Raw genomic sequence first — 26,026 nt, 5'->3', positions numbered from 1 at the left:
CCCCAATATTTCATGAGAAGGCAGCATGCAAGTATCCATTGAAGCAACGGGCGGGCTCGGCCGGCGAATGACGGTGGCGGTTCCGGCCGAACAGTTTGAGCGCGAGTTCACGGAGCGCTTGAAGCGCGTTTCACGGACCGCGCGGCTTGCCGGGTTTCGCCCAGGCCGTGCCCCTTTGAGAATCGTGGAGGCCCAGTACGGCGACAAGCTGCTCGACGAGGTGGCACAGGATCTGATCCGCGACAGCTTCTATGAAGCTTTGAATCGCGAGGGCCTGAAGGCCGCTGGTGGTCCCATGATCGAGCCCAAGGCTATGGTGCGGGGTCAGGATGTGCAGTATGTCGCGGTCTTCGAAGTGTACCCCGAGGTCCCGCGGCTTGATCTGAAGGGTGTCGATGTCGAGCGGCCGACATGCGCGATCGAGGACGCCGATGTCGAGCGGACCGTCGAGGTTATGCGCAAGCAGCGCCAGACCTTCGTGCCGACAGATCGGGCGGCGGCAGACGGCGACCGGCTGACCATCGATTTCGCGGGGACTCTGGATGGCGAGCGCTTTCCGGGCGGTAGCGCCGAGGGTCACACCTTGATCCTTGGGGCCGGGAACCTACTGCCTGATTTCGAGGCGGGTCTAAAGGGTGTCGCCGCCGGGGCGGCCATCGACATCCCGGTCGCGTTCCCTGCGGGCTACGGCGCCGAGACCCTGGCCGGCAAGACCGCGCAGTTCCATGTGACCGTGCGTGAGGTCGGTGAGCCGGTACTGCCGGCCCTGGACGATGCCTTTGCCGCCTCGCTCGGTGTTGCCGAAGGGGGCGTCGAGGCGTTGCGCCTGGAGGTCCGGAAGAATCTCGAGCGCGAGTCCGCCCGGCGGATTCGGGACCGGGTGAAAGGTGAGATATTCAAGCGCTTGCGGGAAGTCAACGCGATTGATCTGCCGAACTCTTTGGTAGAGAACGAGGCGATCCGCTTGCGGGAGGCGGCGCGCAGCCAGCTGGCAAGCCAAGGTCTGCGCACCGAGGCCTTGCCCGCGGACAACGCACCGTTCCGTGAGCGCGCGGCAGAGCGTGTAGCGCTCGGCATCATCATTTCGGAATTGATCCGCGCGCGCGACCTGAAGCCGGATGCTGGCCGAGTGCGTGCGCGTATCGAGGAGATGGCGGCCGATTACGACGACCCGGCGCGTTTCGTGGACTGGTATTACGGTGAACGCGAGCGGGTGGCGGAAGCGGAATCGCTAGTGCTCGAGGATCAGGTCGTGGAGCAGTTGTTGGGTGAGGCGCAGGTGACCGAAAAGGCCGTGCGCTTTGAGGAGTTGACCTAATATTATCTGGGACGGTGCATGATTAAGTCGGAATTCCCGGACAACCTTTCGCCACGAGCGCAGCTCGTGCCGATGGTGATCGAGACGACGGGCCGCGGTGAGCGTGCCTACGACATTTATTCGCGGATGCTGAAGGAGCGTCTGATTTTCCTCGTGGGGCCGGTGGAAGATCATATGGCGAACCTCGTGGTGGCGCAGCTTCTGTTCCTCGAATCCGAAAACCCGGATAAGGACATCCATATCTATATCAATTCCCCGGGCGGCGCGGTGACGGCGGGGCTTGCCATCTACGATACGATGCAGTTCATAAAGCCCGATGTGAGCACCGTGTGTATCGGTCAGGCGGCCAGCATGGGGGCCTTGTTGCTCGCAGGCGGCGCCAAGGGCAAGCGTTACGCCCTGCCGCACGCGCGGATGATGGTGCATCAGCCTTCGGGCGGGTTTCAGGGGCAGGCGACGGATATCGATATCCATGCCCGCGAGATCCTGCGGGTCCGAGAACGATTAAATGGCATTCTGGTCAAACATACAGGCCAGGAGCTCAAGCGGATTGAGCAGGACACTGAGCGGGATAATTTCATGGACGGCGGCGAAGCTGTCGCGTACGGTCTGATTGACTCGGTGATCGACAAGCGTAAATAGGGGGTTATGCTAGACTGGAACGTAAGCGCGGGGTCTGCGTGCATGAAGCCGCGCAGGTCTGCGGTTCCCTTGAGCGAGGTTCAGTGATGGCAGACGACAAGCATGATGGCAAGGGTGAGAAGCTCCTCTATTGCTCTTTCTGTGGCAAGAGCCAGCACGAGGTGCGCAAGCTGATTGCCGGCCCATCCGTGTTCGTGTGTGACGAATGCGTGGAGCTGTGTAACGATATCATCCGCGAAGAAGTGCAGGACGAAGCGGAGATCGGGCTGGCCCGCAACAAGTTCCCCAAGCCTCGAGAGATCAAGCAGATTCTCGACGAATACGTGATCGGGCAGGCGACGGCCAAGAAGGTGCTGTCGGTGGCCGTCTACAACCATTACAAGCGCATCGAGCACCAGGAGAAGATCGGGGAGGTCGAGCTTTCGAAGAGCAACATCCTGCTCATAGGGCCGACCGGCTCCGGAAAGACCTTGCTGGCCGAGACCTTGGCGCGCCTCCTGAATGTGCCGTTCACGATTGCCGACGCCACGACCTTGACGGAAGCCGGCTACGTTGGCGAGGACGTTGAGAACATCATTCAGAAATTGCTTCAGAAGTGCGATTACGATGTTGAGAAGGCCCAGACCGGCATCGTCTACATCGACGAGATTGACAAGATATCGCGCAAGTCGGACAACCCGTCGATCACGCGCGACGTATCGGGTGAGGGCGTGCAGCAGGCCCTTTTGAAGCTGATAGAGGGGACCGTCGCCTCGGTCCCGCCGCAAGGCGGCCGCAAGCACCCGCAGCAGGAGTTTCTGCAGGTCGACACGCGCAACATCCTGTTCATCTGTGGCGGTGCCTTCTCGGGGCTCGAGAAGATCATTCAGGATCGCTCCGAGAAGAGTGGCATCGGCTTCAACGCCGAGATTAAAAGCCGTGTCGTGAGCAAGCGTGCGAGTGACGTGTTCCGTGGGGTCGAACCCGAGGATCTGATCAAATTCGGTTTGATCCCCGAGTTTGTGGGCCGTCTGCCGGTGGTCGCGGTCCTGGACGAGTTGGACGAGGCGGCGCTGATCCAGATCCTGACGGAACCGAAGAATGCGCTCATCAAGCAGTACCAGAAGCTTTTGAAGTTTGAAGGCGTGGACTTGGAGGTGCGGGACGATGCGCTCGTCAAGGTGGCGCACCGGGCCATGGAGCGCAAGACGGGGGCACGCGGTCTGCGGTCCATCCTCGAGCACGCCCTGCTGGAAGTCATGTTCGACCTGCCGTCTTTGGAGAACGTGAAGAAGGTGGTGATCGACGAGGGGGTCATAGCGGATACGAGCAAGCCGCTCCTCATATATGCTGATCACGACCACGCCGAGCAGACGAGCCCGAAACGGGTGTCGACACGCCCCTAAGGCCGCGGCGGTGTTTGTGGATCGCCCGGCGCTGCGGCCGCCGCCGGGCTTGAATTCAAGTCGGGCCGGGCCCATTTACCGATTGTGGATCCCCGGGCCGCTCCGGGGTCCCTTCACTTCGGCGCCAATCGTCACGAGGGCCACCTAATGACTGAAGAATCGAATTTGTCGCACGCGCCGGAATCCACGGCCATACCCGTTTTGCCCCTGCGGGATGTAGTGGTTTTCCCACACATGGTGATCCCGCTGTTTGTGGGTCGCAAGAAATCCATCAAAGCGCTGGAGCGCGCCATGGAGGGCGGCAAGCAGATCATGCTGGTGGCCCAAAAGAGCGCGTCCGACGACGATCCGTCTCCCACTGGCATCCATACCATAGGGACGGTCGCCAATATCCTACAGCTCCTGAAGTTGCCCGACGGCACCGTGAAGGTGCTAGTGGAGGGGGAGCAGCGGGCGGAAGTGACGCGGTTCGTGGAGACCGGTGAGACGTTTTCCGCGGAGATCCGGAGACTTGCGAGCGAGGAGCTGAACGACAAGGAGGGCGAGGCCCTCATGCGTTCGGTCCTGAACGAATTCGATCAGTACGTCAAGCTCAATATGAAGATTCCGCCCGAGATCCTGACCTCGCTGGCTGGCATCGATGACCCGGGGCGACTTGCTGATACGGTCACAGCGCATTTGAGCCTGAAGATCGAGGAAAAGCAGCAGATCCTCGAGATGCTGAACGTCCGCGATAGGCTCGAGCACATCCTGGGCGTCATGGAGTCCGAAATCGATCTTCTGCAGGTCGAGAAGCGCATCCGCGGGCGCGTGAAGCGCCAAATGGAGAAGAGTCAGCGCGAGTACTACCTGAACGAGCAGATGAAGGCGATCCAAAAGGAGCTCGGGGACCTCGAGGACAACCCGAGTGAGGCCGAGGAGCTTGCCCAGAAGATCAAGAAGGCGGGCATGCCCAAGGAGGCGCGCGAGAAGGCGCAGGCGGAGCTCAACAAGCTCAAGATGATGTCGCCCATGGCCGCCGAGGCGACGGTGGTGCGCAACTACATCGATTGGCTGCTCGCCGTGCCCTGGAAGAAGCACAGTAAGATCCGCAAGGATCTCGCCGAGGCGGAGCGCATCCTCGAGGCCGACCATTATGGCCTTGAGAAGGTCAAGGAACGCATCATCGAGTATCTCGCGGTCCAGCAGCGCGTGAACAAGGTCAAGGGGCCGATTCTCTGTCTCGTGGGCCCACCCGGCGTTGGCAAGACCTCTTTGGGTCAGTCGATCGCGCGCGCAACCAACCGCAAATTTATCCGCATGTCACTCGGCGGGGTCCGCGACGAGGCGGAGATCCGTGGTCATCGCCGCACCTACATCGGGTCCTTGCCGGGTAAGATCATCCAGAACATGGCTAAGGCCAAGACACGCAACCCCTTGTTCATGCTGGACGAGGTGGACAAGATGGCCATGGACTTCCGGGGCGATCCGTCATCGGCCCTGCTCGAGGTGTTGGATCCCGAGCAGAACCATGCCTTCAACGATCACTATCTGGAGGTCGATTATGATCTCTCGGACGTGATGTTCGTGGCGACCTCGAACAGTCTGAATATCCCCGGGCCGCTGCTCGATCGCATGGAGGTCATCCGTCTGTCCGGTTACACGGAAGACGAGAAGATCAATATCGCGATGCGCTACCTGGTGGAGAAACAGAAGCAGAACAATGGCCTAAAGTCCAGCGAGCTTCAGCTCTCGGAGAGCGCGGTGCGCGATATCGTGCGCTACTACACGCGCGAGGCCGGGGTGCGCAATCTGGAGCGGGAGGTCGCCAAGATCTCGCGCAAGGTGGCGCGCGAACTCTTGCTGAACAAGAAGCGCGAACATATTGCGGTGAACGCCAAGAACCTCGACAAGTATCTGGGTGTCCGGCACTACCGCTATGGCATGGCCGAACAGAGTAACCAGGTGGGCCAGGTCACGGGGCTTGCGTGGACCGAGGTTGGCGGCGAGCTTTTGACCATCGAAAGCGCGCTTTTGCCGGGTAAGGGCAAACTTACTATTACGGGTAAGCTTGGGGATGTGATGCAGGAGTCCATACAGGCCGCCATGAGCGTGGTCCGCTCGCGGGCCGCGTCCCTCGGCATTCCGGAAGACTTCTACCAGAAGCATGACTTCCACCTCCATGTTCCGGAGGGGGCGACCCCCAAGGACGGCCCGAGCGCCGGCATCGGCATGTGTACGGCCATGGTGTCGATGTTGACGGGCATTCCCGTGCGGGCCGATGTGGCGATGACAGGCGAGATCACCTTGCGGGGTGAGGTCCTTCCCATAGGTGGCTTGAAGGAAAAGCTGCTGGCGGCCCACCGGGGCGGGATCAAGACTGTGATCATCCCAGAGGAGAACCGGAAGGATCTGGTCGAATTGCCTAAAAACATCCAGGAATCTCTGGACATTAAGCCGTTGCGTTGGATCGACCAGGTGCTCGAGGTCGCCTTGGAGCGTATACCTAAGCCGGTCGCCGAGCCCCCGGAGGGGGGCAAGCCACGCGAGGCGGAGCCCGAGCCCAAGGCGATTCGTACACACTGAGCCATTGAGCGCGCAGCGGTCGCGACAATCGTGTACCATTTCGGCGCGTGAAGCAGGGAAACGCACCTCCCCCCGGCTTTCCTTGACAGCGGGATGGGGCGGCTTGTATAAGACCAGTCTGATCATAAGGCCGGCGCCTAAAGACCGGCATTTTGGGACCACTAGCAGGAAGGGAGCATCAGGTGAATAAATCCGAACTGATCGAGAAAGTGGCGGAACGGGCCGACCTCAACAAGGCCTCGGCCGCCCGCGCGGTAGATGCCGTGTTTGAGGCTGTTACGCAGGGTCTGCGCAACGGCGAGACCATCAATTTGGTGGGCTTTGGCACCTTCTCCGTCGGAGAGCGTGCGGCCCGCAGTGGTCGCAATCCGCGGACCGGTGAGACCATAAACATCGCCGCCTCGCGTAATCCGCGTTTCAAGGCTGGCAAAGGTCTCAAGGATGCCGTAAATTAGCGACCCTTGGTGGGAGTCGCCGCCCGGGTGCTTAGCTCAGTTGGTAGAGCGTCGCCCTTACAAGGCGAATGTCGGGGGTTCGAATCCCTCAGCACCCACCATATCGATCATGGAGTGGTAGTTCAGTTGGTTAGAATACCGGCCTGTCACGCCGGGGGTCGCGGGTTCGAGTCCCGTCCACTCCGCCATCTTTCCGACGACGGGTCTTATCACACGAGGCCTGTCTTAAAATCATGTTAAATGCTCTTAGAGAAAAGACCCAAGGTTTGATCGGCGGCGCTTTGCTCGTCGTTCTGGTGGTTCCCTTCGCGCTCTGGGGCATCAGCTCCTACTTCGGCGGGGGATCGCAGGTCTATGTGGCGCGCGGGCACGGTCTGCGCATCACCCAGGCGCAATTCCAGCGGGCGCTCGCGCAGCAGCGCGCCGCGCTCCAACACGCCTTCGGCAAGAATCTGAATCCTGCGGTTCTGAGCGGCCGCAAATTCAAAAAGGCCGTCCTGAAGGGGCTCATCGACAAGACGCTATTGGTGCACGCCGCCGTCAAGGCGGGTTACGTCGTGAATGAGGACCAACTCGGCTACGAAATTCGCCATGTCCCGGCGTTTCGCGTGAAGGGTCATTTCAGCCCCTCGCGCTACCGCGAACTGCTCGCCGGTCAAGGCTTCACCGTGGCGGGCTTCGAACGGCGCGTGCGCGACCTTATGCTCCTGAATCAAATGAAGGCAGGACTGCTCGCGAGCGCCTTCGTGCCGCAGCAGCAGATCGCGCGCGCGGCCGCCTTGTTCGGGCAAAAGCGTGCCTTCGCCTACGTCACCCTGTCACCGCGGTCCGCGGGTCCCAAGCCCCCCGTAAGCGACGCCCAGATCTCCCAGTATTACGCGCAGCACCCCAAGGCCTTCCGTCTCCCAGAACAGGTCCGGGTCGCCTATGTCGTGCTCTCCCCCCAAGCAGTCATGCGCAAGATGTCGCACAAGGTTGGCATGGCGGCCATGCAAAAGGCCTATCAGAGCCATATCGCGCAATTCACGCAGCCACAACAACGTCTGCTCCGGCATATCATGATTGCGCTGCCGCCGCACCCGAGCACGCTGGACGTGGCACAGGCCAAAGCGAAACTGATCGCTTTGCGGGCCCAGATCGCGCACGGCGCGTCGTTTACGGCGCTCGCCAAACGCTACTCCCAAGACGCCGCATCGGCCGTCAACGGGGGAAGCTTGGGTTTTGTCACCGAGGCGGATCTATCGAAACCCGTAGGCCAGGCGGCATTTGCATTACCGCTGCGCACCGTGAGCGCGCCCATCGTCGGGCATTCCGGGGTACACCTTTTGGAGGTAACCGCCGTGCGGCCGGCTTCAGTTACGCCATTTGCGACCGCGCAGCCCGCGCTTGAGCGCATGGTACTGCGTAAACGCGCGCGCCGACGCCTCTACCATCTCTCCGAGCGGCTGCGCAGTGTGGCCTATGAACATCCGCATAGCCTCGCGCCGGCGGCTTCCAAACTGGGCCTCACGCTGCACAAGAGCGGCTGGTTTACGCGTGCCGGGGGTGTTGGTATCGGCGCCCTGCCGCAGGTCGCGAAGGCGGTGTTCGCGCCCAAGGTCTTGGCCGGTCGGCGCAACACTCACGCGATCACGCTCGGGACCGACGCGCTGCTCGTGGCGCACGTCATCGGGCGCAAGGTGGCACGTGTGGAGCCCTTGGCGCTGGCGCGACCTACGGTTATCCGGGATATCCGCGCAGCCATCGCCCGCGACCACATGAAGGGCGAGGAGGCTTTGCTCCTCAAGGAGCTGCGCAAGGGGGCGTCGCTACCCGTGCTCGCGCGCCAGATGCATCTCGTGCTCGAGGTGCCGGCACCTGTCGAGGCGGTGGCGCCGGGTCTGCCCGAGCCCCTGGTCACGGCTGTGTTCCGTACGTCTGCGCCAGCGGCCGGCGGTCACCCGGTGGCGGGCAGTGCGCGCCTGGGTGACGGCCGCCATGCTGTGTTCGTGCTGCGCCAGGTGATCCCCGGGACTGTGCAGAACGGCAGTGCGCGCGAGATCAAGCTTGCACGGTCGTTGATAAGCGATAGCGGTGTCGGCGCCTACCTCGCCTATATGAAGAGCCTACGTGAACGCGCTGACATTCATATTAGCGCTCGGGCGCTCTGAGGGCGTAGATGTGGTGGGCCCGGGGGCGGGTGGCCTTAATGCCCCCGCCCACTGGACGCTAAGGCCGCTCAGCCTTCCCCTTCACCCATGCCTATCATGTGGTAGCCGGAGTCAACGTAGAGGATCTCGCCTGTGATGCCGGAGGCTAAGTCCGACGACAGGAAGGCGGCGGCGTGGCCGACCTCTTCTATGGTGACACCGCGCCGCAACGGCGCATTGCGCTCGTAGTAGTCGAGCATCTTGCGAAAATCGCTGATCCCCGCTGCCGCCAAGGTCTTTATGGGTCCCGCCGAGATGCCATTGACGCGGACCCCATGCGGTCCCAGGCTTTGCGCAAGATAACGGACATTGGCCTCGAGGCTTGCCTTAGCGAGCCCCATTACATTGTAGTGCGGCACGACACGCACGGCGCCTAGGTAGGAAAGGGTAAGTAGCGAGCCCTTGCGCGGGACGATTGCGTCGCGGGCACCTTTGGCGAGCGCAGCAAAGCTGTAGGAGCTGATGTTGTGGGCCTCGAGGAAGCCCTCGCGCGTTACGGCGTCCAGATAGTCTCCCTCGAGCTGTTCGCGTGGGGCGTAGGCCACGGAATGGATGAGGCTATCGAATCCGTCCGGCCACGCCTTGCGCAACTCCTCGAACAGAGTCGCAATATCTTGGTCACGGCTCACGTCGCAAGGCAGCACGATGTGGCTTCCGGTAAGGGCAGCCAGTCCCTCGACGCGACTTTGGACCTTGTCGTTTTGGTAGGTGTAGGCGATCTCCGCGCCCTGGGCGTGCATGGCCTGGGCGATTCCCCAGGCGATTGACCGTTCGTTCAGTGCTCCGACGACAAGGGCGCGCTTACCCGCCAGAAATCCCATGAGACTCTCTCCATTGCTGTGTGGACTGACCCCGATCGCACTCGGGGCTTGATGGCCGTAAGGCTCGTGACGGCCCGCTCTCGCAAGACCGGACCCCGTAACGGCGGTCGTGGCCCCCTCGTGATGCTGATGGACTCGCATGATGTCGGAGGGGTGCCGATGACGGACCGCAGTCTAACGCTATTCCTTGCCCGACAGAAGCCACGCCATCCTCAGGCGCGGCACGTCAGGCCGACTGCGGTCGCCAGCCGGGCCTGAGCTGGTTTGGCGTTATTCCGTGATGCGCGCCTTGGCCACCGCTTGCGGCACCATGGCGGGAGATGCCCATATGAGGATGTGTTGGCCGAGTCGCAGGACGTCGTGCGCGTTGAGGACGTTCCAGCGCTCGAGCTGTCCGACATAGACGCGATAGCGTGCCGCGATGCTCCAGAGGGTGTCGCCGGGACGCACGCGATGGATGATCTTGACGCGTCGTACGCCACGGCGTGCCAACGTCACCTCGGGGCGCGGGTGGTGATCATGAAGCCGCGACACGACCAGCCGGCGCCCGGCCATGGGGATGAGGAGGCTTTGGCCTACATGCAGGAGGTTGCCGTAGAGGTGGTTGGTGGAGCGTATCGACGCGATGCTCACGCCGTACTCGCGGGCGATTTGATACAAGGAATCGCCCGGCACGACCCGGTGTCGGGCCCACTGCATACGATCCTGCGGCGGCAGTTGACTCAAGCCTTCAATGAGGGCGGCCTTGGTGGCTACCGGCACGAGGATGGTGTGCGGGCCATTCGGCGCGGTTGCCCACTGCGTAAAGCCCGGGTTGATGGCGTAGAGCTGTTTCAAGGACATGTTGGCCAGTCGCGCGATTACGCTCAAATCGACCTGGGAACCCGTATTCACGCGCACGAAATAGGGGCTGTCGGGGATGGCATGTAGCGTCAGGCCGTATTTCGCGGGATCGCGCACGATGTTCACGAACGCCATGAGCTTGGGCACGTAGTGTTCGGTCTGAAGCGGTAGTCTCAGATCGCGGTAGCGGGTGCCGAGCCCCAAGGCCTTGTTGTGGGCAATGGCATTGGCGACTGTGCCCTGGCCCGAATTGTAGGCTGCAAGCGCCAAGTTCCAGCTATGGAATTGATGGTGGAGCGATTGAAGGAAGTCGAGCGCGGCATTCGTTGAGGCAATGATGTCGCGTTCGCCGTTGTACCACCAGTTGTTCTTGAGGCCCCAGAGTCGGCCCGTCGAGGGCTCGAACTGCCAAAGCCCGATCGCCGCGGATCGCGAGTAGGCGTTCGGGGAGTAGCCGCTCTCGATCGCTGGCAGCAGCGCGATCTCCATCGGCATATTGCGTTTGCTGACATCCTCGACGATCTGGTAGAGATAAAGGTTGGCGCGCTGCAGCATGCGGTTGACATACTGCGGATTGTTCGCGAACCACTGTTCGTACCGCGCCACGCGAGGCCCTTCCATACGCGGCAAGCGCAGGCCGGCGCGGATGCGGTTCCAAAGGTTTGAGTATTTCTCGTCACTCGTTTCCACGGCGTGCGCCATGGGCGCATTCTTTATGGCCGGGACCGGGCATTCCCCCACTTTCACGACCGTCGGGACTGGCGCGGCGGGCGCCGCGGGCTGCGTTTGGGCGGTGTTTGATAGGGGGGAGGGTGCGGGGCTGCTCGACGCGAATCGCGCCATGGGAGCCGTGGCGCATCCTACCAAGCTCGTGAGCAGAATGCCGAGCCCTGCATATCGAAACGCTTTATTTGCCGCGATTGCCATGTAAGAACGCCGTGACCATAAGCCCGAACTATAGGAGGTGCCAGGCTCTGCGTCAACGATGCTTATCCTTTAAAATCATCCTTCCAGCGGCGTAGTGTAGCGAATACGGACGCGTCCGTATCGGACTTTTGGTGACTTTGGCGCGTGGCGGCCTGGCGAACCGCCGGCATCGCGGTCCGCAGGAAGGGATTGATGGCCCGTTCGTCGGCGATTCTGGTGGGGATAGTCGGCTGGCCCGCGGCTAGCCTGCGGCGACAGCGTCGCTCGAAGGTCAGGATGTCGGCATTGTCCGGTTCCACGGTGCGGGCGAAGGCAAGATTCGCCAGGGTGTATTCATGGCCGCAGTAGACCAGGGTTTCGGGGGGGAGTGCCGCGAGCTTCATGAGTGAGGTGTGCAACTGAAAGGCCGTGCCTTCGAAGAGGCGGCCGCAGCCCGCGGAAAAGAGCGTGTCGCCGCAAAAGACACGACCGGCCCCCACATAGGCCACATGCCCCCGCGTGTGTCCGGGCACCGCCAGCACCTGGTATCGGCCACCTAGGTCGGATCCGACGATGTCGCCTTCCACGACGGGATGGGTGACGCCGGGGATCGATTCGGCGGCCGGCCCGTACACGGGGATTCGGTAGCGCCGCGCCAGGGCTTCGACGCCGCCCACATGGTCGCCGTGGTGGTGTGTGCAGAGCACAAAGGCGGGCGCAAGCCCTCGTGCCGTAAGGGTCGCGATGACGGGATCGGCGTCCCCGGGATCCACGACCGCGACGATACCGGGTTCCGATCCAGGGGCAAGCCATATATAGTTGTCGCGAAAGGCTTGGACTGCTATGACGTCGTCCATGCGACGCAGTGTGGGGGTTAGCCGTGGGGGAGTCAACGGACGAGGGCATGGAGGCGCGCGTCGCGCGACTGCGCGAGTGGTTCTCGGGGCCACTCGGCGAGTCACTACAGGCCCTGGAGGCGCATCGGCTACGCGAGATCCTGCCGATGTTGCCCGGCACCTTCGGGGTCCAGTGTGGGTGGCTCGGGCGCCGCAACCTGCTTGAATCGAGCCCCACGGCCGTGCATCTCGTGGTCGATCCCAAGCCCGCCATGAGTGGACCCCAATGGGTGGCGGGGCGCGCGGAGGCCTTGCCGTTTGACAGCAAGTCAGTGCAGGTCGTGCTGTTGCCGCATACGCTGGATGTATCGGCCATGCCCCATCAACTGTTGCGCGAGGCGTACCGCATCCTCGTGCCGGAGGGGCACGTCGTGATTCTGGGTTTCAATGCCATGAGCCTCTGGCGCGTGCCCTGTCTGCTGCGTCGCGCTTCCGCTCGCGCCCCATGGTGCGGCGATTGGATAGGTGTGCGGCGGTTACGCGATTGGTTGTCTCTGCTCGACTTTGAGCTGACGCAGGGCAGTATGCTCTTTTATCGGCCTCCATTCCGGGGTCAGCGCTGGATGGATCGTCTATCCTTTATGGAGCCTATGGGCGACCGCTGGTGGCCCCTGGGGGGTGCTGTGTATGTGCTTGTGGCACGCAAGCGCGTCGTTGGTATGACGCCCATCCTTGTCACCCGCAGACAGGCGCGCGTGCGCGCCTTGTCGCAGCCGGCGGGGGCACGTTATGGCTAAGGTGTTGATCTATACAGACGGGGCGTGCCGCGGTAATCCCGGGCCCGGGGGCTGGGGCGCGGTTCTGCGAGCGGGCGCCCATGAACGTGTGCTAAGCGGCGCTGAGGCCATGACGACCAATAATCGCATGGAGCTCATGGCGGCGATCTCGGCTTTGAAGGCCTTGAGTCGCGCTTGTGATGTCGAGCTCGTTACAGATTCGCAATATGTGCGGCGCGGCGTCACCGAATGGCTTGCGCAATGGAAGCGACGGGGCTGGCTCACGGCATCACGGCAGCCGGTTGCCAATGCGGATTTGTGGCGAGAGTTAGAGGCGGCGGCGAGTCGCCATAACGTGCATTGGCGATGGGTAAAGGGCCACTCCGGCGATGCCGGGAACGAGCACGCGGACCGTCTTGCCAATGAGGCTATAGACCGGCTCCAGGGTATAAGGCGTAAGGGAGTATCATGATACGGCAAATCGTTCTGGATACCGAAACCACGGGCCTCGAGCCCGCGGAGGGGCACCGCATCATTGAGGTGGGCGCTATCGAGCTCATCGATCGGCGGGTCACGGGGCGGCGGTTCCACCAGTACCTGAATCCTGATCGGGAGATCGACGCGGCGGCGATCGAGATCCACGGCATCACTAATGCGATGTTGGCCGACAAGCCGCGCTTTGTGGATGTCGCCGCAGAATTCATCGCCTTCGTCGAGGGCGCTGAACTCCTGATCCATAACGCCCCGTTCGATGTCGGCTTCCTGAACGCCGAGTTCGCCCGCGCCGCGGCGCAGGGCTGCGCGCTACCGGTTACCCAGATCGGGCAGTGCTGTACGATCCAGGACACCCTGAAGCTCGCGCGCACCCTCCATCCGGGCCAGAAAAACAACCTCGACGCCCTCTGTCGTCGCTACAGCATCGACAATAGTCAGCGCGTGGTCCACGGCGCGCTCTTGGATGCTGAGATCCTGGCTGATGTCTATCTGGCCATGACCGGTGGGCAGACGCCTTTGTTTCTCGAGGAGACTGCCAAGGTCGAGTCGGTAGCGGGTGAGGGTTTTAGCTTCGAGGGGGGTGAAGCGCTTGTGATCAAGCCATCGCCGGAGGAACTAGCCGCCCATGAGGCCTACCTCGAAATGCTCGACAAAAAAAGTGGTGGCCGCAGCCTCTGGAAGTTACTCGGCTAAGGGCCTGCGCCCTCCGTCAGGGCTTTGCTGCGGCCGCTCGGCCGTATCCTGAGAGCGCGAAGGCGCAGGCGCCGATTACAAGGAGTGCCGCGAGCGTGAGGAAGGCCAAGCGGTAGCCGCCTGCGCCTATGAGCGCGCCGGTCATGACGGGCCCGGTCGCCTGCCCGATATCCATGATCGAGCGCAGCACGCCCATGTTGGCCCCAAAGCCCCCCGAGCGCGCGCGGTCGGCCACCAGTGCCCCGGTCGCCGCGGTGGTCGCCGCGAATCCGAACCCGAAGAGCGCGTTGATCAGCAAGAGCGCCCAGACGCGGGCGGTAAACGGCAGGGCTGCGACGGCCAGCGTCCCAATCAAGAGGCCCACGAGGATGACCGGACGACGTCCAAACCGATCGGATAAGGCGCCCAGCCGTGGTTTGAAGAGTACGACGATACCCAGTTGGATCCCAAGAAGCAGGCCTATGGTCCAAGGGGGCAGGTGGTGGTGGGCGGCGTAGACGGCCAGAAAGGCCTCGACCGACCCGAACACCAAGTATTGCAGGGCCTCCACGAGGCTTGTGACCATCACGACGCGATCGCGGAGCACGGCCAGCGTGGGGCTCGTCCCGGAGGCGGGGCGCTCGCGTGCTGTCGTCGGCGCGTGGAAGGCGCTCGCGCGCAGCCCAAAGCTCAATGCCAGTACCCCGGCCACCGCGCACCCCAGGAAGACGCCCGGAAAGTTTGCCTCGGAGATCAAGACGCCGCCCAGGAAGGGCGCGATGGAACGTCCCACCGTGCTTACCGAACTGTAAACGCCGAGCGCGTGGCCGCGATTCTGCGGATAGCGGGCGGCGATCTCAGCGCCGACAACCGTGCCGAAGATCGCTGTGGCAAAGCCGTGGTAGAAGCGCACGATGGCGAGTTCCCCTATGGTTTGCACAAGCAGATACAGGAACGGGGCGGTGGCGAACACGAAGAGTGCCGCGACCAGAAGCGGCCGGGCGCCCAAGCGGTCGCGCAAGAGGCCCGCCGGCAGGCTTATGAGGATGCCGGGTACGGTCGAGGCCATGACCGCCCAACCTATGAGCTGCGGGGACGCCCCGAGCGATCGCGCAAAGAGTGGTAAGGCCGGGGTCTTGGCCATAGTCGAACTCAAAAGCGCGAGCGCGCCGGTGAGCGCGATGGCGGTCAGAAACGAGAGTTTGCGCACGAGCGGTTAAGGTGTTGCCAAAGGCATGACGGGAAGCCGAACCTCTTTGGAGCGAGTATACGTCGGAGGATAGCGCGAAACGCGCAGCCAGGGGAACCCGGGCAGGATCAATGATTACGTCTCGCAGCTCCCGATGGCGAAGCGATTACTCACCGCCGTGGACCGGGGTGTCGGGCCTTCAGGGCACCTGCGCGCTCGGTCGGTGGGAAGGGCGCCTGCAATCGAGGTGTAAGGCACGTCCGATTCCGGGGATGGCTGGGCCTGCGCCATAATGGTATGAGCGCCGTCGGGAGGCTTGGCGGCCGCGGCCCGTCGGGGCGCTCGCCATCGGGGGCTCTGTCGTTGGGTCGCTCTATTGAGGATGTCTCATGTCTATTGACTGGAGTCGCAAAGATGCCCGGATCACAGCCGATACAGGAGGCGTCGGGGGTGGCGCGCGAGCGCTTCGGAGGTATGGGATTGTCATCCCGGCGGGCGCCTCCTTTGGGTCCGTGACGCTGCCGGACGGGCGCCTGTTCGCTTATGCGGATTACGGCCCACCTTCTGGGATACCGATCCTCTATTGTCATGGCTTCCCGAGTTGCTCGCTCGAGGCGGGCCTGCTTGCCCCCGTGTTGGCCGCCGAGGGTGCGCGCATCATCGCCCCGGACCGGCCGGGCTACGGACGGTCGAGTCCCCTCAAGGGGCGCACCTTGAGAAGTTTTGCTGATGATGTCGCGGTGCTGCTCGATACGCTCGGACTCGGTTCCGTCGCGGTCGTTGGGGTGTCGGGTGGCGGACCTTACGCTCTGTCCTTGCTTGCGCACATGCCGCAGCGGGTCACGCGCGGCGCCTTGGTGGGCGCCCTTGGACCACCGGAGGCGCTCAGGGCGTGCCGCGACGACCTGTTTCCGCTCGTGCGCGGGGCCTTGCATCTCGCCGATCTTGGACCGGTCTTGGCCCCTCTTGTGGCGTGGCCCGTGACGCGCTTCCTGCGTTTGCGGGGTCGTTTGAGGTTGGGCGCCCGTCTTGCCTCGGCCGCGGATCGCGAGGTGCTGGCCGATCCCGCCGTGCTCGATGTCCTAGTGGCCGCGCAGTACGAAGGCATGCGCCGCGGCGCGCAAGCGGCGGTGCAGGATCTCCTGTTGTACGTGCGACCTTGGGACTTCTCTCTGGCCGAGATCTCATCGGAGTGTGCGCTTTGGCAGGGTGCAGCCGACCGCATCGTGCCGGCGCGTATGGCGCTCGAGATCGCCGCGCTGCTCCCAAGGGCCCGTCCGCACCTGATTGAGGGCGAGGGACACTACTCCCTGCCTATCCGGTATCGGACGACTATCATCCGCGACGTCATAGGGCAGGGAGGCCGTTCTTGAGCCAGAGCGCGAGCGCCGGGGCGTCGAGTTCGGGCGCGAAGGCGAGACCCTGACCGTAGTCCCAGCCGATGGCGTCGACCACCGTGCGGGCGGGGTGAGTATCGATGCCGTCGACGTACACCGCGAGCCCCAGAGCGTTCATGCCCGCGCTGAGGGCCCGCAGGAGGCGTGAGCCGCGCGCGTCGGCGACGGGATCGCACTTGACGCCATAGAGAGGCGTGGCGGCGATATGGGCCAGATCCGCGCGCTTGTGCGCCTGGTACTGATCGACGATGAGACGCAGACCGCGCTCCTCCAGGGCCAAGGCAAGCCGCGCGCCGGCCTGGGGATGGGACGCGAGCACGTCATCCGGAACTTCTACGACGATGGTGCCGCTCTCGGCCCCGTAGATCTCGTCGCGCCAATCCGAGAGCCGGGCGGGCAGCCGTCGATCATACAGTTCGGCGGCGTGGATATTGATGTGCAGGGGCGCAGGCGGGCGGCCGTAGCTTAGGCAGTCACGTCGGGTCGCCGCGAGCAGGCATTCGAGAAGGCCGGTTCGCGTGGACGCTTCGACAAGTTCAGACGCCGTCTCTTCGCATACAGTGGTGCCGTCGGATCTCTGCCAGCGGAGGCGGACCTCGATCCCGGCGGGGCGACCCGCGCGATCGAGAATGGGTTGGTAGCGAGGTTCCCAGAGATTATGCGATATGGCCGTCTCGATATCGCGGCGCAGCTGCGAACGCTGCGCGAGGAGCGCGGTATTAGCGCGCTCGAAGCAGCGGTAGCGGTCGCCCCCGGCGCGCTTGGCCTCGTACATGGCCTGATCCGCGTGCTGCAGCAAGACGTCGGGCGGCTGATCGTCGAAAGGGTAGATCGTGAGGCCCACGCTTATGGTGACACTGAGGAAGCGTCCTTCAAACGGGATCGGCTGGCGGATGGCAAACAGCATGCGGTCGAGCATGCCCTCGATTTGCTCGAGATGCGTTATGTCTTCCATGAGGATCACGAACTCGTCGCCGCCGTATCGGCTGACGGTATCGGCCAGGCGAACGGAATTCGCCAGCCGCCCGGCCAGGGTCGCGAGCAGATGGTCGCCCGCTTCATGCCCGAGCTCGTCGTTGATGCTCTTGAAGCTGTCCACATCGAGGAGCGCGATGACAAGTAAGTGGTCGTTCCGCCCGGCCCTGCGACAACCATGGGCGAGGCGATCCATGAGGACGCTGCGGTTGGGTAGTCCCGTGAGCGGATCGCACCTTGCATCGCGGGTAAGCGCGGCTTCGACGGCCGAGCGGTAGCTGGCATTACCCATGAAGGCCACCAAGGCCTCTACGAGGCGCAGTCTGCGTCGTGTCGGCGGCCGCCGTGGCCGATGCCGCCAAGCGAGCACCAGCGCCCCTTCAACGCGCCCCGCCACACGCATGGGCACGACGAGGTGCGAGGCCAGGTCTATGTCCGGTGCGGGGGTGACAAAGGCGCTTTTGGTTGCGTATAGGGTTTGGCCCAGATTGAGGACCCGCCCCACGGTGTCGGTGTTTGCAATCAGGATCTCCGGCGTGGGGGGCTGTTTCCCTGCGGAGTCTAGGGCGAAAAAGAACTCATAACGCGACGGGTTCCCGGAGCGCCGGATGAGACCGGCGTAATCTGCATTGACCGCAAGCCCCGCGGCGCGCGCCGCATTGCAGAAGAAGCGGTCGAATTCCAGCGTGTTTGCAAGCTCGTGGAAAAGCTGTTCCGGAAGAGGCGGCGATATCGGGTTCTTGTATGCGGCCATGGACTCTCCTCGATAGCCCCCGACCGACGTCGGACAGAACTTGGCGACGCTGATCGCGGAAGGCGGACCGGTCCGGTCTCGCAGGGACGATCATAGACGCTCGGCCTTCGCTCATGGTGCACGGGGGGTATGAGCGGGTTACGAGGGGCGATGTACGGGCGCGGCCGTAGGCGGCGGTCGCGCTAGTATCCCACAGAGGCAAGAATGCCACCCGAGCGCGGAAAATGCCCTTTCATTCCGTGGGGTCAGGGTCGAGGGGGGGTCGCGCGTGTCCGAACGGTGGGTGCGCGTGGTGGCACGGGTCTGCAGGGTCTTTATGGAGGGTAGTCGGGCCGGCGGCCATCGCCATCGCATCTTTCTATAAGCGACAAACCCATTATGTATTCGGCGTGTTTGCTGGGTGCGCGGCGTGCCGCGGGGTGCGCGGCGATCCGGGTATTACGCGCTGCCATGGGATCGCAAGGGCTGCCGATCGTGGGACCGGGAGTCGTCACGATCGCCGCCCGGCATGTCTCGGCGATGAATCGAGCGTGGCCCACGCTTGTGCCAAGTTGGGCGCAGCCCCGCTCATGACGAGCAGGCAGGCCGCTTGGTCACGAATAGGGTCGGGGATGGCCCGGTGGCCGGCCAGCGTCTCTTCGATGAAGAGACAGGTTGCGGCTGCGCCTCGGTCGGTCGGCAATTCGGTGATGTGGGTCAAAGGCGCGCGATCCTCACTGAACCACTCGCGTTCAGAGCCGGCGTCGATACCAATCAGAGCCGGACGGCGCCGGGCGTGGGCCACGGGTTCCCCTTCGGTTCCGCGTAGCACGAGGGCCGTGGATCCGGCGGCGACGAAGAATGCGCGCATGCGCTCGAGATAGGGCGGATGGGTCACGGCCGCGCACTGCACGACGGGGGTTTTGAACGGATTGAAAAGCTTGATCACCGTGTGCGCGCTCGAGCGTACGCCGAGCGCACGGCGCAGCGATAGTATGGAGGCGAGCTTTGGATGGAGTATGTCCAGAGGCACGTACGCCAGATGGTGACGCTGGAGTTGATTGTGCAGGGCGTAGCGCGTGGGCACCGGAGGAAACCCCAGGTGGGCGAGGATCTCGCCGGTCGTCGTACGTGCGCTCGGATCATGTTGCGGCAAGGTGAGCGTCGTTTCCTCGGCGGGGCCGCCGTAGGAACCGTGGATGAGCACGGGCACGCCTTCGCGGGCGAGCAGCAGGGCCAGCAAGGGTAGGAGGTTTGCGTGTCGCCGCGCCCCATTGTAGGAGGGGAGGACGACGGGCTTGGGACCCGTCGGGGCCGTGATGGTCGCCAGGCACTCTTCGGTGGCGGCCACGAAACCGAGCAACTCGGCTAGGGTCTCGCCCTTTAACCGAAAGGCGACCCAGAGCGCGCCTTGGGCGACCGAGGGCAGCTGGCCGCTCAACCACTCGGCGAACAGGGCGTGGGCGGCCTCGCGACTCAAGTCGGAGGAGCCGTCCGCGCCGCGTGCCACTACACTCAATATCCCCGGTATGTCTTGGGCCGGGATCATCGTCGTCATCTCCAGGGATCGGTCGAGGCTCATCGCGGCAAGCGCAGGAGTATGCGGTTCCCTTCGATGCGCACATCCCAGGTTCGGACCGAGCCGCAGTCGGGGTCGCGCGCCTGCCCAGAGGAGAGATCGATGCGCCAGCCGTGCAAAGGGCAATGAACGGTGTATCCGGTCACCGTGCCCTCGGCCAGTGGACCCCCTTTGTGGGGGCAGTGGTTGTCGAGAGCGAATACCTCTCCGTCCTCGTTGCGCAGAAGGGCGATCTCGCCTGTTGGGGTCACGAGGACCCGGCCCCCGAGGGGCGGTATATCGGCGAGCCCCGCGACGTCCCGCCAGGTCATGTCGTCCGCCGCCGCACTCATGGGAGGGCCTCCGTCGCACGCAGGGGCTCGGCATGGATGGTGATGGCGCCTGCCAGGGCCGCGGCCCACGGGTCGCGCTCCTGGCCGATCGCGGTCCTCAGTTCCTCGGCGAGTTGCTTGCGGGTCTCGGGTTTGGCAAGGATCTGGTCCTTCACATGGTCTAGGCCGACCCGCTCGATCCATGGCGCGGTGCGCTCGAGATAGTAGGCCTCTTTCCGATAGAGTTGCATGAATGCTTCGGCGATCTCGACGACCTCGTCTTCGGTCTTGACTTTGGCCAGCAGGTCGCCGCCGCGCAGCTTCATCCCCCCATTGCCGCCGACATAGATCTCCCAGCCGGAGTCCACGCCTATGACGCCGAAGTCCTTGATCGTGCTTTCAGCGCAATTGCGCGGGCAGCCGGAGGCCGCGAGTTTAACCTTGTGCGGCGACCACATGCGCTCCAGACGCTTTTCGAGAGTGATGGCCAGATGTGTGCTGTCTTGCGTCCCGAAGCGGCAGAATTCGGTGCCCACGCACGACTTACAGGTCCGCAAGGCCTTGCCGTAGGCGTGCCCGGACGGCATCCCGAGGTCGGCCCAAATCGCCGGGAGGTCGCTTTTTTTTACGCCGAGCAGGTCGATACGCTGTCCGCCCGTGAGCTTGACCATGGGTACGTCGTAGCGTTCGGCCACTTCCGCGATGCGCTTGAGCTCGGCGGGCGTGGTCACGCCGCCGTACATGCGCGGTATGACCGAGTAGGTGCCATCCTTCTGGATGTTGGCATGCACCCGTTCATTGACGAAGCGCGCCTGCGGATCGTCCGAGGCCTCGATGGGCCAGGCGGTGCGCACGTAGTAGTTCACGGCTGGCCGGCAAGTGGGGCATCCGCCCTGGGCCTTCCACTCAAGGACCCGGAAGGCCTCGCGCGCAGACAAGAGCTTGCGTGTGACGATGGCGTCGCGAACCTCGTCGTGGGTGAGATCGGTGCAGGCGCACAGGGCCCGTTTTTGGGGCGGCGTTTCATAAAGCCCCCCGAGGACGCTGGAGAGGATCTGCTCTACGAGCCCGCTACACGAGCCGCAGGAGCTGCTCGCCTTGGTGCAGCGACGGACGTCGTCTACGGTAAAGAGTCCCTGGGCCCGGATCGCGTGCACGATCGTCCCTTTGCTTACGCCGTTACAGCCGCACACTTCCGCTGTGTCCGGCATTTGCGCGATGGCGCGTTCGCCGCCGTGACGCGCATCGCCGGCGGGTTCACCGAATAGAAGGTGGTCGCGCAGGTCGGTGATGTCGTTGCCATTGCGCAGCAGCTGAAAGAGCCAGGGACCGAGCGAAGTGTCGCCGTACAGAAGCATGCCCGCGAGTTTGTGGTCGCGGATTACCGCCTTCTTATAGACGCCGGCTGCGGGGTCGAGGAGGGAGACCTCTTCGCAGCCCGTGCCGCCCGCGAAATCCCCCGCCGAGAACAGGTCTATCCCCGTGACCTTGAGTTTGGTGCTCGTGATCGAGCCCGTGTAGCGCAGCCTTCCGTAGCATGCGAGGTGATTGGCCGCCACTTTGGCTTGCTCAAAGAGTGGCGCCACGAGCCCATAGGTCGCGCCGCGATGCTGGACGCATTCCCCCACGGCGTAGATGCGCGGGTCAAAGGTCTGGAGCGTGTCGTCGACGATGATGCCGCGATCGCAATGGAGTCCGGCCTCGCGGGCAAGGGTCTTGCGCGGCCTGATGCCGACCGCGAAGACCACAAGATCGGCTTCGAGGAGGCGCCCGTCTTTTAGGCGTATGGCCTCGACGCGCTCGCCGCCGAGTATCGCCTCAGTCTCCGACGATAGACAAAAGCACAATCCGCGCTCGATGAGGCTCCGCTGCAGGAGGTCGCCCCCGACCCGGTCCATCTGGCGCTCGAGCAGCCAGGGATGGCGATGGACGACGGTCACCTGCACCCCCTGGGAGAGGAGGCCGTAGGCCGCCTCGAGGCCCAAGAGGCCGCCGCCTATGATGATCGCTTTCGCGCCCGCTGGCAGGGCCCGCATGGCGTTGACGTCCTCGATCGTGCGGTAGCTCATGACGCCGGGTAGTCGCGCCCCTTCGATGTCGGGGACGAAGGGGTGCGAGCCCATGGCGAGGAGCAGCCGGTCATAGGGGGCGACGGTGCCGTTCGCCGCGATCACCTGACGGCGGACCCGGTCGATGGTCGTGACAGGGGCGGTCGTATGCAAGGAGATGCCGTGTTGCTCATACCATGCCCGGCCATTCAGGATGGTGTCCTCGAAGGCCATCTCGCCGGCGAGCACCGGGGACAGCAGGATGCGATTGTAGTTGGGGTGGGGCTCGTCCCCGAACACGGTGATGTCGTAATGGTCGGGGGCCATCTTTAGGAGCTCCTCGATGGTACGCATGCCGGCCATGCCATTGCCGATCACCACCAGCCGGGGCTTCACTGAAACCGCATTGTTCATGCCCTACACCTCGCGAGGTCCGATAAGCGCGGTCGCTGGAACGGCGATCGCGTCCTCTCGATCCATGAGCAACCATCGTGCCAGGCGCCCTAGGCGCAGAAATGGGGCATCCTGGGGATCCGCTCTGCACCAAGCTTGTGTGATGGCCAAAAAAATGCACCACTGCGGGCCCCTTTGCGCGCGGCCTTGACCTGGGCGCCATGCGACCCCATATAAGGGTCCAAGTGGAGAGGAAGGGGGTGCGATAGTGAAGGATATCAAGCGGACTCTCATGGGCGTGGGCTTGAGCCTGCTCGTGATCTGGGCTGTGTTGTTCGTCATGCATATCCTGCTGGCGTTGGTATGGGTGTTCTTTTGGGTTGGACTCGTCGGCATCCTGGTCGCCGTGATCCTCCACGCGCTGGAGGAGTCCGTCTGAACCCGTTTGCAGGAATGTGCTATCGTACGGAAGGTCGATATAATCGGTTTGCACCGTCATCACGGTAAGGAGGGCCAGCATGGCTCGTTCTAATTGGTATGCGGATGTCCCGCCCACGGGCGCTCAGAGCGGTTACGCCGCCACGACGGTCATCCACAAGACTTATTTGTTGCTCGCCGCGACCTTGCTGTTCAGCACGTTCACGGCGACGTTTGGCATGCATTCGCTGTTCGCCTATCAGCATCCGATCATGGTCATGATCGCGGCCTTCGTGAGCCTGTTCGCGGTCGAATGGACGGGGGGCCGCGGAAGCCCGATGGCCGTCCCGCTGATCTTCGCGTTCACCGGGCTCATGGGCTACTCACTAGGCCCCGCGATCGCCATGTACCTGCGGCTGCCGGCGGGCCCGAACATCGTGGCCGAGGCCTTGCTCGGCACGGCCGTCATATTCGGGAGCCTCTCGATTTACGCGCTGGTGTCACGCCGCAACTTCAGCTACATGGGCGGCTTTTTGATGACGGGGCTCGTGATCGTGGTGCTGGCTTCGCTCGCCAACATGTTCTTCCATCTGGCGGGCCTGCAGCTTGTGGTGGCGGGCATGGCCTTGATCGTATTCTCGGGGCTTGTGTTGTTCGACACGAGCCGCATGATCAACGGTGGCGAGACGCGCCCAGTGATCATTGCCGTGAGCCTCTACCTCGACGTCCTGAATATCTTCATGGCCTTGCTCCAGATCCTGGGTGCCCTTCAAGGGGGGCGCCGCAACTAAGCCCCCATCTCCAGGACGGCCGCCTTGGCGGGGCCGTCCTGGGGTTTACCCCTTCCCAATACCTCACGGCTTCACCCCCGGCTCGCCCGCAAGCTTGCGGCCGCGGCGCTTTTGCCGCTTCGCGAACGATAGTATAGTGACCCGATCTTGAAGGCCCCGATCGCAGCTCGCGTAGCAAGACGGGCGGCGGGTTTTTTGGCGGGTACTTTGATCACGGATCTTTACACGGGAGGGGCGGGTTATGGGGGGTCGAAGGAGGGCACGCCGCGGACGCAACGTTTTGGCAATTGCGGCTCTGGTCATCGCCGGGGTCGCGGGGGCCGCGCCTTTACCGCCCGCCTTACAGCAGGCCGTGGCGCGTGGCGCGCACATCTTCAATGACGACAGCTTCGGTAGTCACGTAAAGCCCGTTCCGGATGCCGCGAGCGCATTTGCGGCCCTGGACGGGGCGCCGCATGGCGGACCCCGCTTCATGACGTGCGCGGCCTGCCATATCCAGGGGGGCCTAGTCCGCGGACGTCTCCCCGACGGACGCCGAATCGCGAGCCTGCGTAACGCCGCCGCCGTGTTCCCGCGCTACAGCGTGAAGTCACATCGCGTCATGACCCTGGAAGCTCAGATCCGGCACTGCGTGAGAGACGGGATCGTGGGTCGTGCACCGGCCTATGGGAGTTCGACCATGGTCGATCTTGTGAGTTATTTAAAGTCCATTGCTGCAGGTCAACGCATCGCCATCGGCGGACCGACCCATTAAAGGTTGGGCGTGACGGCCCGTCGGCGAAAGGCAGCGAGCGTGCGAACCATGAACGATCGGTCTTTACGCGTCTTGTTCGTTGCCTCGGAATGCGCGCCCTGGGTGAAGACCGGCGGGCTTGCGGATGTCGTGGCAGCCTTGCCCCCGGCGCTGGTAACGGCGGGGCTCGACGTGCGTGTCTGTCTGCCTTATTACCGGTCGCTGCGTCCCGAGGTGGGCGAAGCGCCGCCGGTGGCGACGGTTGTGGGCGCGCTCGTACGCAAGGCGCGCCTCCCTTCGGGCATCATCGCTTATCTGATCGATGCCCCCTGGCTCTTTGGGCGCGATGGCGGGCCCTACCAGGACGCCGATGGGAGTGATTGGCCGGATAATGCTCAGCGTTTCGGGCTCTTCGCGCGTGCCGCGGCTATCCTGGCCTCCGACGAGACACCGCTTTTGTGGCGGCCGGACATCTTTCACGGTCACGACTGGCAGGCGGGCCTTGGGCCTTTGTGGCTGAAGACGAGCCTGCCGAAGCCCGCCCCTTCAATTATGACCATCCACAATCTGGCTTTTCAGGGGCTGTTTCCAGCGCAGACCATGGAGGCTCTGCGGCTCCCGCCTGAGGTCTTTGCTGTGGAGGGCGCTGAATTCTATGGCCGCCTCTCTTTCCTGAAGGCGGGCCTCCATTATGCGGATATTCTTACGACCGTTAGTCCCACCTATGCGCAGGAGATCCAGGGAGAGGCCTGGGGCTGCGGCCTGCATGGTCTTCTTACGCGTCGGCGCGACGATTTGACCGGAATCGTCAATGGTATCGACGACAGAGTCTGGGACCCCGCCACTGATCCCTTGATTCCCGCGCGCTATGATCGCGACCACCTTGCGGAAAAGGCCGTGAACAAGGAGGCCTTGCAGCGTCGCTTCGACCTTGCCCTCGACCCGGTGCGACCGCTTTTTGCCATGGTTGGACGCCTGACGTGGCAGAAGGGGGTCGATCTCATGGCGGAGGTTACAGATCGTCTCGTGCGTGCTGGTGGTCAACTCGTGGTCCTCGGTACTGGTGAACGAAGCCTCGAAGATGTTCTTCGCGCGCTCGCCCATCGTCATCGCGGGGCGGTGTCGGTGCGTATCGGATTCGACGAGGCGCTCGCCCACGAAATCGAGGCCGGCGCGGATATCTTTCTCATGCCGTCGCGCTTCGAGCCCTGCGGCCTGAATCAAATGTACAGTCAGCGTTACGGCACGCCACCCGTAGCGCGTGCCACAGGGGGGCTCGCTGATACGATCGATGGCGTAGACCCGGAAGACTGCGAGGGTAGCGGGTTTTTGTTCGACGAACCGACGAGTACAGCCTTGTGGGGGTCGATCGAACGGGCGCTCGGCGCCTATCGCACTCCCGCTTGGTGGCGGCGCATCATGGTAAGCGGCATGCGCAAGGATTTCTCGTGGGCGGCAAGCGCCGAGCGCTACCGTGCGCTCTATGAAGGCCTGATCCGTGACCCGGGGCGGAACGTGCAACCCTAGGGGGCTCGGCCACGACCTCTTGTCTCTACG

Annotated in this window: 22 protein-coding genes and 2 tRNA genes; 16 read left to right on the top strand and 8 right to left on the bottom strand. The window is 63.5% G+C overall.

Going from position 1 to position 26,026, the window contains the following annotated elements; genetic code table 11:
- Window positions 1–25 precede the first annotated feature (25 nt).
- The 8 genes from tig to ACYCTF_RS01485 all read left to right on the top strand — a co-directional run bounded on the left by tig (window position 26) and on the right by ACYCTF_RS01485 (window position 8,515).
- Window positions 26–1,318 (top strand): trigger factor, encoded by a 1,293-nt coding sequence (gene tig / locus ACYCTF_RS01520; protein WP_461282329.1) that lies wholly within the window; start codon window positions 26–28, stop codon window positions 1,316–1,318.
- An 18-nt stretch (window positions 1,319–1,336) separates the two neighbouring features.
- On the top strand, window positions 1,337–1,960 hold the full coding sequence (gene clpP / locus ACYCTF_RS01515; RefSeq protein ID WP_461282328.1) for an ATP-dependent Clp endopeptidase proteolytic subunit ClpP: 624 nt from the start codon (window positions 1,337–1,339) through the stop codon (window positions 1,958–1,960).
- Window positions 1,961–2,046: 86 nt separating this feature from the next.
- Window positions 2,047–3,345, top strand: a complete 1,299-nt coding sequence (gene clpX, locus ACYCTF_RS01510; RefSeq protein ID WP_461282327.1) for an ATP-dependent Clp protease ATP-binding subunit ClpX — start codon at window positions 2,047–2,049, stop codon at window positions 3,343–3,345.
- A gap of 147 nt (window positions 3,346–3,492) precedes the next feature.
- The gene (lon, locus tag ACYCTF_RS01505) at window positions 3,493–5,910 is read left to right on the top strand and encodes an endopeptidase La (protein ID WP_461282326.1); all 2,418 of its coding nucleotides are present in this window, start codon (window positions 3,493–3,495) and stop codon (window positions 5,908–5,910) included.
- A gap of 182 nt (window positions 5,911–6,092) precedes the next feature.
- Complete coding sequence (locus tag ACYCTF_RS01500; protein WP_461282325.1) at window positions 6,093–6,365, top strand: HU family DNA-binding protein; 273 nt, start codon at window positions 6,093–6,095, stop codon at window positions 6,363–6,365.
- Window positions 6,366–6,390: 25 nt separating this feature from the next.
- Window positions 6,391–6,466: transfer RNA gene (locus ACYCTF_RS01495), tRNA-Val, on the top strand.
- Window positions 6,467–6,476: 10 nt separating this feature from the next.
- Window positions 6,477–6,553, top strand: a tRNA-Asp gene (locus ACYCTF_RS01490).
- 45 nt (window positions 6,554–6,598) lie between these two features.
- Window positions 6,599–8,515 (top strand): SurA N-terminal domain-containing protein, encoded by a 1,917-nt coding sequence (locus tag ACYCTF_RS01485; RefSeq protein WP_461282324.1) that lies wholly within the window; start codon window positions 6,599–6,601, stop codon window positions 8,513–8,515.
- Between the two features lie 68 nt (window positions 8,516–8,583).
- Here ACYCTF_RS01485 and ACYCTF_RS01480 read toward each other — a convergent pair whose 3' ends face one another.
- The 3 genes from ACYCTF_RS01480 to gloB all read right to left on the bottom strand — a co-directional run bounded on the left by ACYCTF_RS01480 (window position 8,584) and on the right by gloB (window position 11,981).
- Window positions 8,584–9,375: an enoyl-ACP reductase FabI gene (locus ACYCTF_RS01480; protein ID WP_461282323.1), complete on the bottom strand. Its 792-nt coding sequence runs from the start codon at window positions 9,373–9,375 to the stop codon at window positions 8,584–8,586.
- A gap of 270 nt (window positions 9,376–9,645) precedes the next feature.
- A complete protein-coding gene (locus ACYCTF_RS01475) occupies window positions 9,646–10,920 on the bottom strand; it encodes a LysM peptidoglycan-binding domain-containing protein (RefSeq protein ID WP_461282322.1) in 1,275 nt (424 codons plus the stop codon).
- A gap of 287 nt (window positions 10,921–11,207) precedes the next feature.
- Window positions 11,208–11,981, bottom strand: coding sequence for a hydroxyacylglutathione hydrolase (gloB, locus tag ACYCTF_RS01470; RefSeq protein ID WP_461282321.1), 774 nt, complete (start codon window positions 11,979–11,981; stop codon window positions 11,208–11,210).
- Between the two features lie 23 nt (window positions 11,982–12,004).
- On the opposite strand from gloB, the gene ACYCTF_RS01465 reads away from it, so the two are divergent.
- From ACYCTF_RS01465 to dnaQ, 3 genes are read left to right on the top strand one after another with little or no spacing between them, the layout of a single operon-like run.
- Entirely contained in the window at window positions 12,005–12,757 is a 753-nt protein-coding gene (locus ACYCTF_RS01465) for a class I SAM-dependent methyltransferase (protein WP_461282320.1), read from the top strand.
- Window positions 12,750–13,208, top strand: a complete 459-nt coding sequence (gene rnhA, locus ACYCTF_RS01460; RefSeq protein WP_461282319.1) for a ribonuclease HI — start codon at window positions 12,750–12,752, stop codon at window positions 13,206–13,208. Before ACYCTF_RS01465 ends, rnhA begins: the two co-directional genes overlap by 8 nt.
- Window positions 13,208–13,924, top strand: coding sequence for a DNA polymerase III subunit epsilon (gene dnaQ / locus ACYCTF_RS01455; protein WP_461282339.1), 717 nt, complete (start codon window positions 13,208–13,210; stop codon window positions 13,922–13,924). Before rnhA ends, dnaQ begins: the two co-directional genes overlap by 1 nt.
- A 16-nt stretch (window positions 13,925–13,940) precedes the next feature.
- Here the strand turns inward: dnaQ and ACYCTF_RS01450 are convergent, their stop codons facing one another.
- Window positions 13,941–15,113: an MFS transporter gene (locus ACYCTF_RS01450; protein ID WP_461282318.1), complete on the bottom strand. Its 1,173-nt coding sequence runs from the start codon at window positions 15,111–15,113 to the stop codon at window positions 13,941–13,943.
- A gap of 368 nt (window positions 15,114–15,481) precedes the next feature.
- On the opposite strand from ACYCTF_RS01450, the gene ACYCTF_RS01445 reads away from it, so the two are divergent.
- Window positions 15,482–16,465, top strand: coding sequence for an alpha/beta fold hydrolase (locus ACYCTF_RS01445; RefSeq protein WP_461282317.1), 984 nt, complete (start codon window positions 15,482–15,484; stop codon window positions 16,463–16,465).
- Here ACYCTF_RS01445 and ACYCTF_RS01440 read toward each other — a convergent pair.
- From ACYCTF_RS01440 to nirB, 4 genes are all read right to left on the bottom strand, one after another.
- Window positions 16,440–18,218, bottom strand: coding sequence for a diguanylate cyclase domain-containing protein (locus ACYCTF_RS01440; RefSeq protein WP_461282316.1), 1,779 nt, complete (start codon window positions 18,216–18,218; stop codon window positions 16,440–16,442). The genes ACYCTF_RS01445 and ACYCTF_RS01440 overlap by 26 nt on opposite strands.
- A gap of 490 nt (window positions 18,219–18,708) precedes the next feature.
- Window positions 18,709–19,755 carry a DNA-binding protein YbiB gene (gene ybiB, locus ACYCTF_RS01435; protein WP_461282315.1) on the bottom strand — a complete coding sequence of 349 codons (1,047 nt, stop codon included), beginning with the start codon at window positions 19,753–19,755 and terminating at the stop codon, window positions 18,709–18,711.
- A gap of 20 nt (window positions 19,756–19,775) precedes the next feature.
- The gene (nirD, locus tag ACYCTF_RS01430) at window positions 19,776–20,087 is read right to left on the bottom strand and encodes a nitrite reductase small subunit NirD (protein ID WP_461284425.1); all 312 of its coding nucleotides are present in this window, start codon (window positions 20,085–20,087) and stop codon (window positions 19,776–19,778) included.
- Between the two features lie 17 nt (window positions 20,088–20,104).
- Window positions 20,105–22,549 (bottom strand): nitrite reductase large subunit NirB, encoded by a 2,445-nt coding sequence (nirB, locus tag ACYCTF_RS01425; RefSeq protein WP_461282314.1) that lies wholly within the window; start codon window positions 22,547–22,549, stop codon window positions 20,105–20,107.
- A 247-nt stretch (window positions 22,550–22,796) separates the two neighbouring features.
- Between nirB and ACYCTF_RS01420 the strand changes: the two genes are divergently transcribed.
- The 4 genes from ACYCTF_RS01420 (at window position 22,797) to glgA (ending at window position 25,996) form a co-directional block, all read left to right on the top strand.
- Window positions 22,797–22,967: a hypothetical protein gene (locus ACYCTF_RS01420; RefSeq protein ID WP_461282313.1), complete on the top strand. Its 171-nt coding sequence runs from the start codon at window positions 22,797–22,799 to the stop codon at window positions 22,965–22,967.
- A gap of 79 nt (window positions 22,968–23,046) precedes the next feature.
- Complete coding sequence (locus ACYCTF_RS01415) at window positions 23,047–23,736, top strand: Bax inhibitor-1 family protein (RefSeq protein WP_461282312.1); 690 nt, start codon at window positions 23,047–23,049, stop codon at window positions 23,734–23,736.
- A gap of 280 nt (window positions 23,737–24,016) precedes the next feature.
- Entirely contained in the window at window positions 24,017–24,490 is a 474-nt protein-coding gene (locus ACYCTF_RS01410) for a c-type cytochrome (RefSeq protein ID WP_461282311.1), read from the top strand.
- Between the two features lie 48 nt (window positions 24,491–24,538).
- Window positions 24,539–25,996 carry a glycogen synthase GlgA gene (gene glgA, locus ACYCTF_RS01405; protein WP_461282310.1) on the top strand — a complete coding sequence of 486 codons (1,458 nt, stop codon included), beginning with the start codon at window positions 24,539–24,541 and terminating at the stop codon, window positions 25,994–25,996.
- The last annotated feature ends 30 nt before the right edge of the window (window positions 25,997–26,026 follow it).

This window comes from Acidiferrobacter sp., from assembly GCF_054609335.1.
This window is presented reverse-complemented; position numbering and strand designations above follow the sequence as displayed.

What these genes read in the sequence shown, in the direction of transcription:
- tig (WP_461282329.1), top strand. Translation starts at nt 26, where the DNA reads ATGCAAGTATCCATTGAAGCAACGGGCGGGCTCGGCCGGCGAATGACG.
- clpP (WP_461282328.1), top strand. Translation starts at nt 1,337, where the DNA reads ATGATTAAGTCGGAATTCCCGGACAACCTTTCGCCACGAGCGCAGCTC.
- clpX (WP_461282327.1), top strand. Translation starts at nt 2,047, where the DNA reads ATGGCAGACGACAAGCATGATGGCAAGGGTGAGAAGCTCCTCTATTGC.
- lon (WP_461282326.1), top strand. Translation starts at nt 3,493, where the DNA reads ATGACTGAAGAATCGAATTTGTCGCACGCGCCGGAATCCACGGCCATA.
- ACYCTF_RS01485 (WP_461282324.1), top strand. Translation starts at nt 6,599, where the DNA reads ATGTTAAATGCTCTTAGAGAAAAGACCCAAGGTTTGATCGGCGGCGCT.
- ACYCTF_RS01480 (WP_461282323.1), bottom strand. Translation starts at nt 9,375, where the DNA reads ATGGGATTTCTGGCGGGTAAGCGCGCCCTTGTCGTCGGAGCACTGAAC.
- ACYCTF_RS01475 (WP_461282322.1), bottom strand. Translation starts at nt 10,920, where the DNA reads ATGGCGCACGCCGTGGAAACGAGTGACGAGAAATACTCAAACCTTTGG.
- gloB (WP_461282321.1), bottom strand. Translation starts at nt 11,981, where the DNA reads ATGGACGACGTCATAGCAGTCCAAGCCTTTCGCGACAACTATATATGG.
- rnhA (WP_461282319.1), top strand. Translation starts at nt 12,750, where the DNA reads ATGGCTAAGGTGTTGATCTATACAGACGGGGCGTGCCGCGGTAATCCC.
- ACYCTF_RS01445 (WP_461282317.1), top strand. Translation starts at nt 15,482, where the DNA reads ATGTCTATTGACTGGAGTCGCAAAGATGCCCGGATCACAGCCGATACA.
- ACYCTF_RS01440 (WP_461282316.1), bottom strand. Translation starts at nt 18,218, where the DNA reads ATGGCCGCATACAAGAACCCGATATCGCCGCCTCTTCCGGAACAGCTT.
- ybiB (WP_461282315.1), bottom strand. Translation starts at nt 19,755, where the DNA reads ATGACGACGATGATCCCGGCCCAAGACATACCGGGGATATTGAGTGTA.
- nirD (WP_461284425.1), bottom strand. Translation starts at nt 20,087, where the DNA reads ATGACCTGGCGGGACGTCGCGGGGCTCGCCGATATACCGCCCCTCGGG.
- nirB (WP_461282314.1), bottom strand. Translation starts at nt 22,549, where the DNA reads ATGAACAATGCGGTTTCAGTGAAGCCCCGGCTGGTGGTGATCGGCAAT.
- ACYCTF_RS01415 (WP_461282312.1), top strand. Translation starts at nt 23,047, where the DNA reads ATGGCTCGTTCTAATTGGTATGCGGATGTCCCGCCCACGGGCGCTCAG.
- glgA (WP_461282310.1), top strand. Translation starts at nt 24,539, where the DNA reads ATGAACGATCGGTCTTTACGCGTCTTGTTCGTTGCCTCGGAATGCGCG.